The following is a 15,591-nucleotide window of genomic DNA, read 5'->3' on the forward strand; positions in this document are numbered from 1 at the left end:
CACGGCGACGACGGCAGTCAGCTCGTTACCCGTTACAAGCGAGACCACGCCGGGCGCCTCGTAAGAAAAACCCTGCCAGACGGCAATGTTGTCGACTATACCTACGACCGCCAAGGCAACCTCCTCAGCGTCGACGACGGCCACTGGGCGCTGGCCTACGAGTACGACCCACAAAACCGCCTCACCGCCGAACACCAAGGCTGGGGCACCTTGCGCTACGGCTATGACGCCTGCGGCCAACTGCACAAACTGCGCCTGCCAGACAACAACCGCCTTACCTTCAACCACGACAAAGGCGGCCACCTTTCCACCGTCGAGCTGAATGGCGAAACCCTCACCTCCCACCTGTTCAAAACCGGCCGCGAACACCAACGCCAGCAGGGCCAGCTCCTCAGTCACTACCACTACGACGACCAAAACCGCCTGCACGCCCACGCGGTCAGCCAACAGCAACACACCCTTTACCAACGCCAATACGACTACGACAAAAGCGGCAACCTCACCCGCCTGCTCGACACCCGCAAAGGCGAACACCACTACCACTACGACCCCCTCGCCCGCCTGACCCGCGCCGACCACTCGCAAGACGTACAGGAACGCTTCGGCCACGACCCGGCCGGCAACCTGCTCATGCAAGACCGCCCCGGCCCGGACATCGTGGCGGGGAACAGGTTGATGATCCAAGGCGATCATCACTACGACTATGACGCCTTCGGCAATTTGATCCGCCAGCGACGTGGCAAGGGTCATCAGCTGGTTACTGAATACCGCTACGACTGCCAGCATCGGTTGATTGGCATTACCCAACCCAACGGGCAAACCGCCAGCTACCGCTACGACCCGTTTGGGCGGCGGATCAGCAAAACCGTTAACGACATAACCACGGAGTTTTTCTGGCAAGGCGACAAGCTGGTTGCAGAACACCACGCGGATCGGCATCGCAGCTACCTCTACGAGCCAGACAGTTTTAGGCCGCTGGTACTGCTGGAAGGCTTTGGCCCACAAGAAACAAAACCCTTCCACTACCAACTCGACCACCTGGGCACGCCGCAGGAACTCACAAATCCCGAAGGCGAAATCGTCTGGTCCGCGCACTACCGCGCCTACGGTGAAATCGCCCGCCTAGACGTAAGAAAAATCGACAACCCGTTGCGTTTTCAGGGCCAATATTTTGATGCGGAAAGCGGGCTGCACTACAACCGCCATCGCTACTACAATCCGGATATTGGTCGTTACCTGACGCCGGACCCGGTGAAGCTGGCGGGTGGGATTAATACGTACCAATACGTGCCGAACCCTACCGGGTGGGTGGATCCGCTAGGTTTGAACTCGTGCCCTGGTGAGCATGGCTGTAAATCAAAATCTGAAGCGGTAGACATCGCCAAAGCGAAAGTAAACAAGGGAGAGCCCAAACAGCCAGCCAGCAACAGCGAATACTTATTCCGTGGCGATGACAAAACTCCAGACCGTATTTTTCAATATGGTTTTAAAAGCAAGGGCGACAGCAATGACTTATACTTGCACGCGCTCGACAGCAACAACCCACCGAGCAACTTCATAAGTACTTCTCCCTCGAAACTTATCGGAATTGATTTTGCGACCGAATACGGAACTCGAAAAGGCTTTCTCTACGCGCTAAAAAAGATTACCGGTCGTGACGTTAACAAAGAATTAGGAAAATTAGCTCCTTTTGACAATGAAGCCGAAATAGCTATACAAAGCAAGATAAATACAGAAGACATTTTGGGTGCGACGCCTATGAAACGAGATGGCAGCTATGTGGGATATTCGATTCCAAACCCAAACAGGAAAATAAAATGAAAACAAAAAAAATCAAAGCCATAGTAAATGGTGTAGAAAAATACGTCACTTTCAAGTATGACTCAGCCCATATAAAGTTAAAGTTTTCCGAAGCAGATAATTTTGCGAAAGTATACACAGCAGAAGACATGTACAAATGCTTGGCAAAAGTTAGAATAGAATTCCCTCATATAAAGTTTCTTTGCAAAGGCGCAAAAATCAATGTCAGGCCTTCTAGCATGGCCTCGCAGATGAGTGGAGGAATGGTTGCTTATGAATTAACTCTTGGAAAACGCGCTACACGAGAAGATTTGGTCAACATATTTGACTTTGAAGAACATAACCTCACGAGCGATCCAAACGAGCAATATAATTTTTACAAAGAATGGATAACGTCTATAGGTGCAGATCGAACTGAAGCCCTTGATCCAAAAGAAAGTAACGACTGACGAAATCAGTCAATACCAACCCTGTGGCGAGATACTCACTCGCCACAGGCCTACAAACCAAATCAGATCCCGGCCAACGCTATGATTTGGATTTGGGTGAAGCCAGCGTCGTCGAGTACGCAGCCGGTCGCCTGGACTTGGCCGTGCATGGGCGCCGACGCAGGCGGCTACGGCTTGTTTGCCGAGGTTGACCTGATTAATCCCAATAGAAGTTAGAAAGTGAAAAAATTAGAGATCACCACGATCAGAAATTCGATTCGCGAAAATGCGACCATCGAGTGTGATGGAAAAACAGCAACGCTCTCGATAACGTTCGCGAACGGCGTAAAAGAAACTTACACCGACATTGACATCTATATGTGTTTCGGCCTAATGAGAAAAGACTTTAGCGACATAAAATTCCTCTGTAAAGGCGCTAAAATCAATGTATATCCTTCGGCAATGTGCTCACAAATGTCTAGTGGATTGGTTGCTTACGAAACAAAACTAGGTGATCCGGACGCGAAGCTCGTTCGTATATTCGATTATGAAGAAAATGAACTCACAAACGACATTAACGAGCAAATTGCGTATCGCACACGATGGTCTGAATCACTGTATGCATAGCTTCAAGCTCCTGTGACGAGCAACCTCACTCGCCACAGGCCCACAACCCAAATTCAAATCCCAGCCAACGCCAAATCCATCGCAAAATACGTAAAAATCAAATCCGCGCCAGCCCGCTTGATCGACCCCAACGTCTCGCGCACCACTCGGGCCTCATCAATTGCGCCTGCCTGGGCGCCAAACTTGATCATCGCGTATTCGCCACTCACTTGATACGCCGCCACCGGCAAGCGTGAGGTTTCGCGAATGTCGCGGATGATGTCGAGGTAGGCGCCAGCCGGTTTGACCATCAGCGCATCGGCGCCTTCCTGTTCGTCGAGCAGGGACTCGCGTACGGCTTCGCGGCGGTTCATTGGGTTCATCTGGTAGCTTTTGCGGTCGCCCTTGAGGGCGCTGCCGCCGGCTTCGCGGAATGGGCCGTAGAGGGCCGAGGCAAATTTGGTGGAGTAGGCCATGATCGGGATATGGGTGAAGCCCGCGTCGTCCAAGGCACGGCGAATGGCCTGGACCTGGCCGTCCATGGCGGCCGACGGTGCGATGACATCGGCACCGGCGCGGGCGGCGGCCACGGCTTGTTTGCCGAGGTTGACCAGGGTCGCGTCGTTGTCGACGTGGGCACCGTGCATCACGCCGCAGTGGCCGTGGTCGGTGTATTCGCAGAAGCAGGTGTCAGACATCACGATCATGTCCGGCACGGCGTCCTTGATGATCGAGGACATGCGCGAGACCAGTCCGCGCTCTTTCCAGGTGTCGCTGCCGTTGGCGTCCAGGTGGTGGGACACACCGAAGGTCATCACCGACTTGATCCCGGCACGGGCATAACGCTCGATTTCACCGGCCAGTTTTTTCTCAGGAATACGCACCACGCCCGGCATGCTGGTAATCGGCACAAAGTCGTCGATTTCTTCTTCGACAAAAATCGGCAGTACCAGGTCGTTGAGGGTGAATTCGGTTTCCTGGAACAGGCCACGCAGCTCCGGGGAGCGGCGCAGGCGGCGAGGACGGGCTTGGGGGAACTGGCTGGTCATGGCTTTCCTGGATAGCGGCAGAATAGTTGGGGCAAAAGCTTATGCCCCTTGGCCCCCGCAGCACAAACGCCCAGGGGCCAATAGTGTATTGCGTGGGCCGTAACAATATATTGATCTAGAGCTGGACTCGCCCTTCGATGCACGCCGCCACTGCGCCGCCCACCCAGATTTCATCACCTTGGCGCTCCACGTGAATTCGCCCGGCACGCCCAATCGCGGTGCCCTGGCTGACCACATACCGCTCGGGCGCGAGGCCTTCGGCCAGCAACCATTGGGCAACACCGGCATTCAAACTGCCGGTGGCCGGGTCTTCCTGGGCGCCGTCACCGGCGATAAAAGCGCGCACTTCAAAGTGGGTGTCCACCTCGTCACGCGCCGGGTCACAGGGCGCGATGACGCCAATGGCCAGGCCGTGCAATTGCGCGTAATCGGGCTGCAAGGCCAACACCTGCTCGCGGTCGGCCAGCATCACCGCCAGCCAGTCCGCGCCGTTATCCACCCACTGGCTGCGCACAATGGCCTCAGGTGCCAGGCCCAACCCCAGGCGCACGCGCTCCAGCAGGGGCGCTTCCACCGGCCCTGTGCGCAACAACGGCGGTGCAATAAACGCCAGTTCATCACCTTGGCGACGGACACGCACCAGGCCGATTTCGCACTCCTGGATAATCTCCTCACCCTTGGGCACGCCGCCTGCCTGCAGCCACGCATGGCAACTGCCCAGGGTCGGGTGCCCGGCGAACGGCAGCTCTTTAAGCGTGGTAAAAATTCTTACCCGATAATCCGCCCGAGGGTCACGCGGCGTCAGCAAAAACGTGGTCTCGCTGAGGTTGGTCCAGTTGGCGAAGTCGGCCATTTGCTGGTCCGTGAGGCTATCGGCGCCGAGCACGACCGCCAAGGGGTTGCCCTTGAGCGAAACCCGGCTGAACACATCCAGTTGCTTGAAATCGAAAGTCGGCATGTCTTAGCTCGGAATACTCAGGCCACGAATCACCGCCGGGCGGGCGACAAAACCGTCCAGTGCACGCAACACATTAGGGAAATCAGCGATGCCAACCAAGTCGCCGGACTCGTAGAAACCGATCAAGTTGCGGATCCATGGGAAGGTGGCAATGTCGGCGATGCTGTATTCATCACCCATGATCCAGGTGCGGCCCAGCAAGTGTTTTTCCAGCACGCCGAGCAAACGCCGAGATTCGGCGGCGTAGCGATCACGTGGGCGTTTGTCTTCGTATGCTTTGCCGGCAAACTTGTTGAAGAACCCGACCTGACCAAACATCGGGCCGATACCGGCCATCTGGAACATCAGCCACTGCAGGGTTTCGTAACGGGTGGCCGGGTCTTCGGAGAGCAACTGGCTGGTTTTTTCCGCCAGGTAAATCAGGATCGCCCCGGACTCGAACAACGCCAGCGGCTGACCGCTCGGGCCATTGGGGTCGATGATCGCCGGGATTTTATTGTTGGGGTTCAGGGACATGAACTCTGGCGACAACTGGTCCTGGGTCTCGAAACTGACCTTATGTGCTTCATAAGGCAGGCCCAGTTCCTCCAGCATGATCGACACTTTGACCCCATTGGGCGTGGGCAGCGAATACAGCTGCAAGCGCTCCGGGTGCTGGGCGGGCCATTTGCTGTTGATCGGGAAAGCGGCAAGTGCGTTCATCGGGAAGTCCCCAGGCTCAAAGTCCCCATAATAGCCACCTGCACGCCGTCCTGCATGGGTCATCATTGCGCAACATAGCCGCGCTATGGTGCGCACAGGCGAACCAAAGAGCCGATTCACACTCTTAACTGCGCCATGACGGTGAAAGGAGATACGCCGTAACAATCACAGGTTAAACCGCAGCACGCCGGATGCGTCGCTGGGGCCAGGCTTGCCCGCCTTAATCGCCGCACTGAAGACTCGAACCTACAATGACAATCAAGCCTCTGTGCCTTGCGCAACGTCTTAAACGTTATGCCTACATCATGTTGCCGCTGTTGCTGGTGGGCGGCGCCATCGGCCTGACCCTGGAGTCGCGAATCAGCCGCGCCGCGCCGGTGGACGGTGTGCAAACCCTGGTGTTCCTGCGCCACGGCGAAAAACCCGTCGGCGGCCTCGGCCAGCTCAATTGCCAGGGTTTGAACCGCGCGATGAACCTGGCCACCGTGCTGCCGGAAAAATTCGGCAAGGCCAACTACGTATTTGCGCCCAACCCGACGCGCAATGTCGAGGAAGGCGAGCACGACAACTCCTACAGCTACATTCGACCCCTGATGACCATCAGCCCCAGCGCCATCAAGCTCGGCCTGCCGGTGAACATCAAGTTCTCCGCCAATGACACCCACGACCTCGCCGATGAGCTGGTGGAAGACAAGTACCACAACTCCATCATCTACACCGCCTGGTCACACGGTTATTTGCCGGAGCTGATCAACCGGGTGGCCAGTGAAGCCTCGGGTGAAAAACACACCATCACGGACGATTGGTCGGGCGGCGATTACGACACGCTCTATGTACTGACACTGACCTGGCACAACGGCAAGGCTTCGCTGCTGAGCCGCAACTACAAGCAAGGCCTGGATAACGGCCAGCAGACATGCCCGGATGCAACCCAAGTGAGCGCGGATATCTGAAGCCCTGCAGATAGAGCCCACGCTCCCGCGTAGGAATTCACTCCGTAACGCTCAACTTTCACCCTGCGCGAGGTTCAGGTGCTGGGGCCAGCGTCGCGACGCAGAGCGTCTCAGCCTGCATTCCCACGCAGGAGCGTGGGAACGATCGGTGGTAGGCGCGTATGATGGCCCGCTATTGAATCATCTGCGGACCTGCACCATGCCCAACCTCATCTCCACCCAGCCCAACCGGGGCTGGTCGTTCTGGTGGAAACCAGCGCTGTTCATATTGGTGGCCTGCATCGGCCTCTATTACGTGAAGTGGTCGCCCTACTACCTCAAGGCCTTTGTCGCTGCGGATAACCACAGCATCGGCGCCTCGATTCTCAACGATCAGCAAAGCTCACCCTTGGCCGCGGCACAGGCCTATGCTCAGGTGTATTTCCTGGCGATCTGGAAAGCTGCCGTATTGGCGGTGATTCTGGGGTCACTGCTGCAAGTGTTGATCCCCCGCGACTGGCTATTGCGCCTGTTTGGCCGCGCCGGGCTGGGTTCGACCCTGCGTGGCGGGCTGTTCGCCTTGCCGGGGATGATGTGCAGTTGCTGCGCGGCCCCGGTGGCAGCGGGCATGCGCCGTCAGCAGGTGTCGGTGGGCGCGGCGCTGGCCTTCTGGATCGCCAACCCGGTGCTGAACCCGGCAACCTTAGTGTTCATGGGCTTTGTGCTGGGTTGGGGCTTTACCGCGTTACGCCTGGTGGCGGGGATTGTGCTGGTGGTGGGCGTGTCGCTGGTCGCACAACGCATTTCCCGTCCCGACCATGTGCCGGAAGCGGCACTGGACGCAGTGGCTGACGCGAGTCAGACCGAGTCGCAGCCATTTTTGAGCCGGTGGCTGCGGACTCTGTGGCAGCTGTTCTGGAGCACGATCCCGATCTATATCCTCGCCGTGCTGATTCTGGGCGCCGCGCGGGTGTGGCTGTTTCCCCATGTCGACGGGGCCATGGCCAATAGCCTGGTGTGGCTGATACCGCTGGCCATCGCCGGCACGCTGTTCGTCATTCCTACGGCAGCCGAGATTCCTATCGTACAAACCATGATGACATTGGGCATGGGCACCGGCCCGGCCGTGGCGTTGCTGATGACCTTGCCCAGCGTGAGCCTGCCGTCGCTGTTGATGCTGCGCAAGGACTTCGACGCGCGGGTGCTGGTGACGGTGGCCGGGCTGACCATGCTGGTGGGGGTGGTGTGTGGGTTGATCGGGGCGGTGATTCTTTAGGCTTTGTTGTGGGGCTTAGGGCCTAATCGCAGGCAAGCCAGCTCCCACATGTTGATCTGTGAATGCAGTCAAATGTGGGAGCTGGCTTGCCTGCGATGAGGTCCTCAAACCCACCGCATCACCCCCGCCTGGCACCCCGCTCGCGCAAGTACGCCACCACCGCGCCCTGCTCCCCGGCAAACTCGATTCGCGCGCCTTTGCTTTCACGCTGGAACGCATACATCGGGTCGTAATACTCGCGCAACAGGCCTTCGATCCACACCCGGTGTAAATCCACAGCACCGCTGCGCGCCTGCTCTGCCAGGGCATCTTGCAAAATGGCCTGCAAGCGCTGGAAGCGTTCGCCACCCAGGCGCTTGTGGATGTTGGCCAGGCTCTGGGTCAAGCGCTCGGCAAACAACGCCTGCCCGCTTTCGCCAAACACCGCGATAAATTCGGCGCAAAGATCAACCACGTAATCGCGCAGAATCCGTTCGACGCGGCCTTCAACACTGTCTTGCAGCCACACCATCGGGAAGGTCTGCATGCCCTTATGCAACGGCAACGGCAGTGCACAGCTGCCGATCATGCGGCTTTCGTCCTCGACCACAAACTGTTCGATACCGCCCGTGCGTTTCTTCAGCAGGTCCACCGCCAGGCGGTTCTCAAAGTCGATGTTGGACGGTTGCGCCGTCGCGCGCTTGCCGAAGCTGGAGCCGCGATGGTTGGCGTGCCCTTCAAGGTCCAAGGCATTGCGCAACTGGCTCAACACCTCGGTCTTGCCGGTCCCGGTCATGCCGCCGAGCAAGACGAAATCACACTCGGCCGTCGCTTGCTCCAGGGTTTCCAGCAGAAAGGTGCGCATGGCCTTGTAACCACCACCGACGCGGGGATACTCGATACCCGCTTCGGTCTTCAACCATTGCTGCACGATCTGCGACCGCAGCCCACCGCGAAAGCAGTACAGGTAACCGTCGGGGTTGGCCTGGGCGAATTGCGCCCAATGCTCGATGCGCTCGGCCTTGATTGCCCCGGACACCAACTCATGCCCCAGCACGATGGCCGCTTGCTGGCCCTGCTGTTTGTAGCAGGTGCCGACCCGCTGGCGTTCGTCGTCGGTCATCAGCGGCAGGTTGACCACGCCGGGAAACGCGCCCTTGGTGAACTCGATCGGCGCGCGGGTATCCATCATCGGCCGGTCGTTGAGGAAGATGTCGCGGTAGTTGGTGATGTCAGTTGCCATCAAAACACCTCTACCGCGTGGGTCTGTCGCTCAACCAGTGCGCCGATTGGCTCAAGGCTCAGGCCCAGTTCTGCGGCCACAGAGTGAAACTCGGCGTCGCCCTCCGGGGTAACGGCGATCAGCAGGCCGCCGCTGGTCTGTGGGTCGCACAGCACGCGCTTGTGCAGTTCCTGCAGACGCCCCAGCTTGCTTGAATAGCTGTCGAAATTACGCAAGGTGCCACCGGGCATGCAGCCTTGGTCCAAGTAGTCCTCGATTCCGGCCAGGCGTGGGACTTTGGCATATTCGATGCGGGCGGTGAGACCACTGCCGTCGGCCATTTCCACCAGATGACCCAACAGGCCGAAACCGGTGACATCGGTCATGGCCGTTACGCCGGCCAACTTGCCAAAACGGCTGCCAGGCTTGTTGAGCGTGCACATCCAGTCACGGGCCAGGCCGATGTCCGCCTCGCGCAATTTGCCCTTCTTCTCGGCGGTGGTAAGGATGCCGATGCCCAGCGGTTTGGTCAGGTACAGCTTGCAACCCGCGGTGGCGGTGTCGTTGCGCTTCATATGGCGCTTTTGCACGATGCCGGTCACGGCCAGGCCGAAGATCGGCTCCGGCGCGTCGATAGAGTGCCCGCCGGCCAGCGGAATACCGGCGGCGTCGCACACCGAGCGGCCGCCACGGATCACTTCGCGGGCTACTTCCGGCGCCAGCACATTTACTGGCCAGCCCAGAATCGCAATGGCCATCAGCGGGTCGCCGCCCATGGCGTAGATATCGCTGATCGCGTTGGTGGCGGCAATACGGCCGAAGTCGAACGGATCATCGACAATCGGCATGAAAAAGTCGGTGGTGGAGACCACGCCGCGTTCGTCGTCGATGGCGTACACCGCCGCATCGTCACGCGAGGCGTTGCCCACCCACAGGTTGGGGTCGAGGTTCTGTGCGCCGCTGCCGGCGAGGATCACTTCCAGCACCTGGGGCGAAATCTTGCAGCCGCAACCCGCGCCGTGGCTGTACTGGGTGAGGCGAATCGGCTCGTTCATGGTGGACCTCAAGGTATCAAGTGGGCCGATTCTAACAGACAGCAAAAAGCCGGCTGGGCTCTTGTGAGCACAGCCGGCTTTTTGCTTCAGCGCTTACGGGCGGGCTGCGAGCAAGCGTTTGTGACGGTTACGCCGGGCAATGTTCAGGCATTCGATCACCGCCGAGAACGCCATGGCCGCATACACATAGCCTTTTGGCACATGGGCGCCGAAACCTTCGGCGATCAGCGTCATGCCGATCATGATCAAGAAGCCCAGGGCCAGCATCACCACGGTCGGGTTGTCGTTGATGAACTTGGCCAACGGCTCGGCCGCCACCAGCATCACGATCACCGAGACCACCACGGCGATGATCATGATCGGCAAGTGCTCAGTCATGCCCACGGCGGTAATGATGCTGTCGATGGAGAACACCAGGTCGAGCAACAGGATCTGCCCAATCGCGGCGGCAAAGCCGATGGCCACGGTGTTGCTGACGCTGGCTTTCTCCTCGGGCTCCGGGTCCATGCTGTGGTGGATCTCGGTGGTGGCCTTCCACACCAGGAACAGGCCACCGGCGATCAGGATCATGTCCTTCCAGGAAAACGCCTGGCCGAAAATTTCGAACACCGGCGCGGTCAGTTGCACGATAAACGCGATGGTACTCAACAGGCCCAGACGCAGGATCAACGCCATGCTGATGCCTATACGCCGCGCTTTGGCCCGGTGTTTTTCGGGCAGCTTGTTGGTGAGGATCGAGATGAAGATCAGGTTGTCGATGCCCAGCACGATTTCCATGACGATCAAGGTGGCCAGTGCCACCCAGGCGGTCGGGCTGGCGGCCAGTAGTAAAAGGTAGTCCATAGGTCAGTCCTGACGTTGTGCTGGGAAATTAAGCTTCTTTACGCTGGGTTTCAGATTCTTTTTCGGCCTGCTCAGCGTCTTTTTCAGGTTTGATCAAACCTTGGGTCGCTTCACTCAATGCCTGCTCGGCGGCCTTGTGGGTGTCATCGATGGCTTGTTTGGCCGATTCGGTGGCTTTGCCCAGCACCTGCTGCGCGCTCTTTTCGACTTGATCACAGCCGCTGATCATCACCAATGAAAGCGCAAGTACGGACGCCGCGCCCAGGGAATTGAGTTTCATCATGTATTCCTCGTTAGAACCATTGGGTCCAAATAGTGGCCCCTCGATAGCGAGGCATTCTATGCAGCTGAACAGTTCAGTAAAATTCGTTTTTTTCTCACGTATACTTCGGTTTTTACGAAGTGTAGACCGCCATGCTCAATTATCGACAATTGCATTACTTCTGGGTGGTGGCCAAGACCGGCAGTATTGTGCGCGCCTGTGAGCAACTGAACCTCACGCCGCAGACCATCAGCGGCCAGATCAGCCTGCTGGAGCAGACCTTTGGTATCGCCCTGTTTCAGCGTGTCGGTCGCCAATTGGAACTCACCGAAGCCGGGCGACGGGCCTTGCCCTATGCCGAGCAGATGTTCCAGACCGGTAACGAGCTGGAAGCCATGTTGCGCGCAGCACCCGACGAACAGCAGATCCTGTTTCGGGTCGGGGTCGCGGATGTGGTGCCAAAATCCATCGTTTATCGGCTGATCGCGCCGACCATGGAGTTGAGCGAGCCGATGCGCATCACCTGCCGCGAAGACAAACTCGAACGGTTATTGGCCGACCTGGCGATCCAGCGCCTGGACCTGGTGATCTCCGACAGCCCTATGCCCACGCATCTGGACATCAAAGGCTACAGTCAGAAACTCGGGGAATGCGGCATCAGCTTTTTCGCCACCCAGGCATTGGCGGACCAATACGGCGGCGATTTCCCACACTGCCTGCAGGGCGCGCCGTTATTGATTCCGGGCGCAGAGACGGTGGTGCGCAGCCGCTTGCAGCGCTGGTTTGCCGAGCAGCAGATCCAGCCGAAGATCATCGGTGAGTTCGACGACAGCGCGTTGATGCAGGCGTTTGGGCAGTCGGGCAGCGGGATATTTATCGCCCCCAGCGTGATCGCCGATGAGGTGGTGCGCCAATATGGCGTGGCGCTGATCGGCCAGACCGATGCGGTCACCGAGTCGTTCTACGCGATCTCGGTGGAACGCAAGATCAAGCACCCCGGCATCGTGGCGATTACCGAAGGGGCGCGGCGCGAGCTGTTTACCGCCCTGCCCTGACGGCAAGGTGTGGGAGCTGGCTTGCCTGCGATAGCATCACCTCGGTCTTACTGATACACCGAGGTGCCTGCATCGCGGGCAAGCCCGGCTCCCACATAAGCCTGATCCCGTCCCAGCCAGGCTGACTCAGGCGCTGGACGCCATCGGCTGCTCGGCGGTCATCAACCACAGCGCCAGCAAAATCGACACCAGGATAAACCCGGACGCCGCAAAGCCCAGGTTGGCAAGGCCCAGGGTGTCGATCACATGCCCACCCACCATTGCCCCCAGGCCAATACCCAAGTTGGCGCCGGCGATATTCAGCGACGCCGCAAACGCCGGGGCGTGGGGCGCGGCTTTCATCAGGCGCACATGGCTGACCAGAAACATCGCCGCCTGGGTCACGCCCCACACCGCCATCGCCGCTGCCAGGCCGAGGGTGGAGTGAATCGCCGGGACCACCGCGACCATGCCGGCGATCATGAACCCGCAAAACACCATGGACGCAATCAGCGGGTGACGATCCACCGCACGCCCGCCGAGGGCGTTGCCGATCAGGCCCACCGCGCCAAAACCCATCAAGCACCAGCCCACCAGCGTGCCGTCGAAGCCGGCCAGGCGCTCAAGGATGTCTGCCAGGTAGGTGTAAGCGGTAAACATGCCGCTGAAGACCAGGATCGACAGCAGGATATGGCCCTGCATCAACGGGTTGCGCAGGAGCTTGAACTGCGAGCGCAGGCTCACCTGATCGTTCTTCGGTGTGGTCACCGGCAGGTAGATAAACAGCAGCAAGGCCTTGGCCAACGCCACCACGGCGAGAATCGCAAACGCTGTGCGCCAGCCGAACATATCGGAGATCAAGGTGCCAACCGGAATGCCGAACACCGTGGCGCAGACAATCCCGAAACCGATCTTTTCAATGGCCCGGCCGGCAAACTCCGGCCCGACGATATCCACCGCTGTTTCACTCGCCAAGGCCCAAAACACTGGCAACCCCAACGCCGGAATCAAGCGCGCCAAGGCCATGACCCAGATGTTCGGCGCCAATGCCGCCACGGTATTAGCCAGCGCAAACATGATCAGGATGCAGATAAACAGGCGCTTGCGCTGGAACCGCGCGAAGTATGCGGTCAGGAACGGCCCGAATGCCGCCACGGTAAACGCGAACAACGTCACCAGCAGCCCGGCCTGGGACACGCTGACGTTCAGGTCGCGGGCGATCGACGGCAGCAGCCCGACAATGATGAATTCTGTGGTCAGCACGGTAAAACCGGCGGCCGACAGCAGCAGGATAGGGAACAACATGAAAACTCCAGAAACGACGACATCAACGACAGCCCGAAGGGCTCGCTGACGGAGAGGAAAGATGAGAGGCCGCAATCTTAACAGAATAGGCCTTGGCCTGGCCAAACCCTACAGTTGCGGGTGACGGAATGCCGCACCGAAACGGGACGCTTCCTACAGCATGTTAGACTTTGGGCCTGCTTCCTACGTCGCTATGTGCCTGCAATGCTGCGTCCTACTAAAAAAACTAGAGACAACTGTTTATGACTGCTGCCCCTTCCCTGCTGCAACGACTGATGCGCGTCAGCCTGGTCACCCAAATTGTCATCGGCCTGGTGGCCGGTATCTTACTGGCCTTGCTGTTGCCCGAGGCTGCGCGAGCCACTGGTTTTATCGGCAAGGTGTTTGTCACCGCGCTGAAGGCCGTTGCGCCGATTCTGGTGTTTGTCTTGGTCATGGCGTCTATCGCCAACCATAAACATGGCCAGGAAACCCATATCAAGCCAATCCTGTTCCTGTACCTGCTCGGCACCTTTGCCGCTGCCGTCGTCGCAGTGGTTGCCAGCATGCTGTTCCCGTCGCCTTTGGTGCTGGCTACCCATGACGCCACCGTCAGCGCCCCCGGCGGTATCGGCGAAGTGCTGCAAAGCCTGCTGCTGAGCGTGGTGGATAACCCGGTGAGCGCGCTGATGAATGCCAACTTTATCGGCATCCTGGCCTGGGCCATCGGCATGGGCATCGCGATTCGCCATGCAGGTGTTACCACCCGCACGGTGCTCGATGACCTGTCCAATGGCGTCACCCTGATCGTGCGCGTCGTCATCCGCTTTGCGCCGCTGGGTATCTTCGGCCTGGTGGCCTCGACCCTGGCCACCTCCGGTTTCGGCGCCCTGCTCGGCTATGCCCACCTGCTGGTGGTGCTGATCGGCTGCATGCTGTTTGTCGCGCTGGTGATCAACCCCGCCATCGTGTTCTGGAAACTGCGCCGCAACCCTTATCCGCTGGTGCTGATGTGCTTGCGCGAAAGCGGCATCACCGCGTTCTTCACCCGCAGTTCGGCGGCGAATATTCCGGTGAACCTGGCGCTGAGCAAACGCCTGGGCCTGCATGAAGACACTTACTCGGTGTCGATCCCGCTGGGCGCCACCATCAATATGGCCGGCGCGGCGATTACCATCACCGTGTTGACCCTGGCCGCCGTGCACACGCTCGGTATTGCCGTGGACCTGCCAACCGCCGTGCTCCTCAGCGTGGTCGCGGCGGTATGTGCCTGCGGCGCGTCGGGTGTGGCCGGTGGCTCGTTGCTGCTGATTCCCCTGGCGTGCAGCCTGTTCGGCATTCCCAGCGAGATCGCCATGCAGGTGGTGGCCGTAGGTTTCATCATCGGTGTGCTGCAGGACTCGGCGGAAACCGCGCTCAACTCGTCCACCGATGTGCTGTTCACGGCAGCCGCCTGCCTGGGCAAGGAAGAGCAAACGGCTTAACTATCCAGGCGTAAAAAAGCCCGGGGCGTTCGACAGCAACGATCCCGGGCTTTTTTGTATCTGGATGCTTAGAAAGCGCCCATGTAATCGCGTTTGCCCACTTCCACACCGTTGTGACGCAGCAAAGCGTAAGCGGTGGTGACGTGGAAGAAGAACTGCGGCAGGCCATAAGTCAGCAGGTAAGACTGACCGCTGAAGCGCTTCTCTTTCGGCGTGCCTGGGCGGGTGATGATCTCGATGCCTTCCTTGCCGTCGATTTGCTCAGGCTTGATGGTGTCGACAAATGCCAGCACCTTGGCGATCAGTGCTTGCAGATCGGCGAAGGTCACTTCGCTGTCTTCGTACTTCGGCACTTCGATCTCGGCCAGGCGCGCGGAAACGCCCTTGGCGAAGTCGACGGCGATCTGCACCTGGCGCACCAGCGGGAACATGTCCGGGAACAGACGCGCTTGCAGCAAGGCATTGGGTTCGATGTTCTTGGCGGTGGCGTGGGCTTCGGCTTTGTTCAGCACTTCGCTCAGCGCGTTGAGCATTTGCTTGAAGACCGGGATGGAGGCGGCGTACAGGGAAATAGTCATGACAGTCTCACGGTGATGGCAGGGTTTGGAACCAGCGGCGATTATAGCCATGCCTGCGGCTTGTCTTTTATTTTTTCAGGATTAGGCTAGTGAGCTTCA

At 58.9% G+C, this 15,591-nt stretch carries 16 protein-coding genes; 7 read left to right on the forward strand and 9 right to left on the reverse strand.

What is annotated here, in order from left to right; all coding sequences use genetic code 11:
• From AOA62_RS24670 to AOA62_RS24680, 3 genes are all read left to right on the forward strand, one after another.
• Positions 1 to 1,821: RHS repeat-associated core domain-containing protein (locus tag AOA62_RS24670; RefSeq protein ID WP_178075656.1), on the forward strand; the 1,821-nt coding region annotated here is incomplete at its 5' end.
• Complete coding sequence (locus AOA62_RS24675) at positions 1,818 to 2,249, forward strand: hypothetical protein (protein ID WP_017137783.1); 432 nt, start codon at positions 1,818 to 1,820, stop codon at positions 2,247 to 2,249. The genes AOA62_RS24670 and AOA62_RS24675, both read left to right, overlap by 4 nt.
• 219 nt (positions 2,250 to 2,468) lie before the next feature.
• The gene (locus AOA62_RS24680; protein WP_017137782.1) at positions 2,469 to 2,855 is read left to right on the forward strand and encodes a hypothetical protein; all 387 of its coding nucleotides are present in this window, start codon (positions 2,469 to 2,471) and stop codon (positions 2,853 to 2,855) included.
• A 53-nt stretch (positions 2,856 to 2,908) separates the two neighbouring features.
• Here AOA62_RS24680 and hemB read toward each other — a convergent pair whose 3' ends face one another.
• From hemB to AOA62_RS24695, 3 genes are all read right to left on the reverse strand, one after another.
• Positions 2,909 to 3,883: a porphobilinogen synthase gene (gene hemB, locus AOA62_RS24685; protein ID WP_017137781.1), complete on the reverse strand. Its 975-nt coding sequence runs from the start codon at positions 3,881 to 3,883 to the stop codon at positions 2,909 to 2,911.
• A gap of 115 nt (positions 3,884 to 3,998) precedes the next feature.
• A complete protein-coding gene (locus tag AOA62_RS24690; protein WP_099550053.1) occupies positions 3,999 to 4,841 on the reverse strand; it encodes a PhzF family phenazine biosynthesis protein in 843 nt (280 codons plus the stop codon).
• Positions 4,842 to 4,844: 3 nt separating this feature from the next.
• On the reverse strand, positions 4,845 to 5,543 hold the full coding sequence (locus AOA62_RS24695) for a glutathione S-transferase N-terminal domain-containing protein (protein WP_017137779.1): 699 nt from the start codon (positions 5,541 to 5,543) through the stop codon (positions 4,845 to 4,847).
• A 251-nt stretch (positions 5,544 to 5,794) separates the two neighbouring features.
• Here AOA62_RS24695 and AOA62_RS24700 point away from each other — a divergent pair, with 251 nt between their 5' ends.
• Together AOA62_RS24700 and AOA62_RS24705 are read left to right on the forward strand one after the other, a co-directional pair.
• A complete protein-coding gene (locus tag AOA62_RS24700; protein ID WP_099550054.1) occupies positions 5,795 to 6,496 on the forward strand; it encodes a histidine phosphatase family protein in 702 nt (233 codons plus the stop codon).
• 199 nt (positions 6,497 to 6,695) lie between these two features.
• A complete protein-coding gene (locus AOA62_RS24705) occupies positions 6,696 to 7,751 on the forward strand; it encodes a permease (protein ID WP_099550055.1) in 1,056 nt (351 codons plus the stop codon).
• Positions 7,752 to 7,869: 118 nt separating this feature from the next.
• On the opposite strand, the gene mnmH is transcribed toward AOA62_RS24705, so the two are convergent.
• From mnmH to AOA62_RS24725, 4 genes are all read right to left on the reverse strand, one after another.
• Positions 7,870 to 8,973: a tRNA 2-selenouridine(34) synthase MnmH gene (gene mnmH / locus AOA62_RS24710; protein WP_099550056.1), complete on the reverse strand. Its 1,104-nt coding sequence runs from the start codon at positions 8,971 to 8,973 to the stop codon at positions 7,870 to 7,872.
• The gene (gene selD, locus AOA62_RS24715; protein ID WP_017134558.1) at positions 8,973 to 10,007 is read right to left on the reverse strand and encodes a selenide, water dikinase SelD; all 1,035 of its coding nucleotides are present in this window, start codon (positions 10,005 to 10,007) and stop codon (positions 8,973 to 8,975) included. Before selD ends, mnmH begins: the two co-directional genes overlap by 1 nt.
• 93 nt (positions 10,008 to 10,100) lie before the next feature.
• Entirely contained in the window at positions 10,101 to 10,850 is a 750-nt protein-coding gene (locus AOA62_RS24720; protein WP_099550057.1) for a TerC family protein, read from the reverse strand.
• Positions 10,851 to 10,878: 28 nt separating this feature from the next.
• Positions 10,879 to 11,130, reverse strand: a complete 252-nt coding sequence (locus tag AOA62_RS24725; protein WP_017134560.1) for a hypothetical protein — start codon at positions 11,128 to 11,130, stop codon at positions 10,879 to 10,881.
• A gap of 134 nt (positions 11,131 to 11,264) precedes the next feature.
• Here AOA62_RS24725 and nhaR point away from each other — a divergent pair, with 134 nt between their 5' ends.
• On the forward strand, positions 11,265 to 12,167 hold the full coding sequence (gene nhaR / locus AOA62_RS24730; protein ID WP_017134561.1) for a transcriptional activator NhaR: 903 nt from the start codon (positions 11,265 to 11,267) through the stop codon (positions 12,165 to 12,167).
• A 126-nt stretch (positions 12,168 to 12,293) separates the two neighbouring features.
• Here nhaR and AOA62_RS24735 read toward each other — a convergent pair whose 3' ends face one another.
• A complete protein-coding gene (locus AOA62_RS24735) occupies positions 12,294 to 13,451 on the reverse strand; it encodes an MFS transporter (RefSeq protein WP_099550058.1) in 1,158 nt (385 codons plus the stop codon).
• Between the two features lie 242 nt (positions 13,452 to 13,693).
• On the opposite strand from AOA62_RS24735, the gene sstT reads away from it, so the two are divergent.
• Entirely contained in the window at positions 13,694 to 14,914 is a 1,221-nt protein-coding gene (sstT, locus tag AOA62_RS24740) for a serine/threonine transporter SstT (protein ID WP_017134563.1), read from the forward strand.
• A gap of 68 nt (positions 14,915 to 14,982) precedes the next feature.
• Here sstT and AOA62_RS24745 read toward each other — a convergent pair whose 3' ends face one another.
• The gene (locus tag AOA62_RS24745) at positions 14,983 to 15,492 is read right to left on the reverse strand and encodes a DUF1993 family protein (RefSeq protein WP_099550059.1); all 510 of its coding nucleotides are present in this window, start codon (positions 15,490 to 15,492) and stop codon (positions 14,983 to 14,985) included.
• Between the last annotated feature and the right edge of the window lie 99 nt (positions 15,493 to 15,591).

The sequence above is a fragment of the Pseudomonas sp. 2995-3 genome (assembly GCF_002742565.1).
GTDB classification, from domain to species: domain Bacteria; phylum Pseudomonadota; class Gammaproteobacteria; order Pseudomonadales; family Pseudomonadaceae; genus Aquipseudomonas; species Aquipseudomonas edaphica.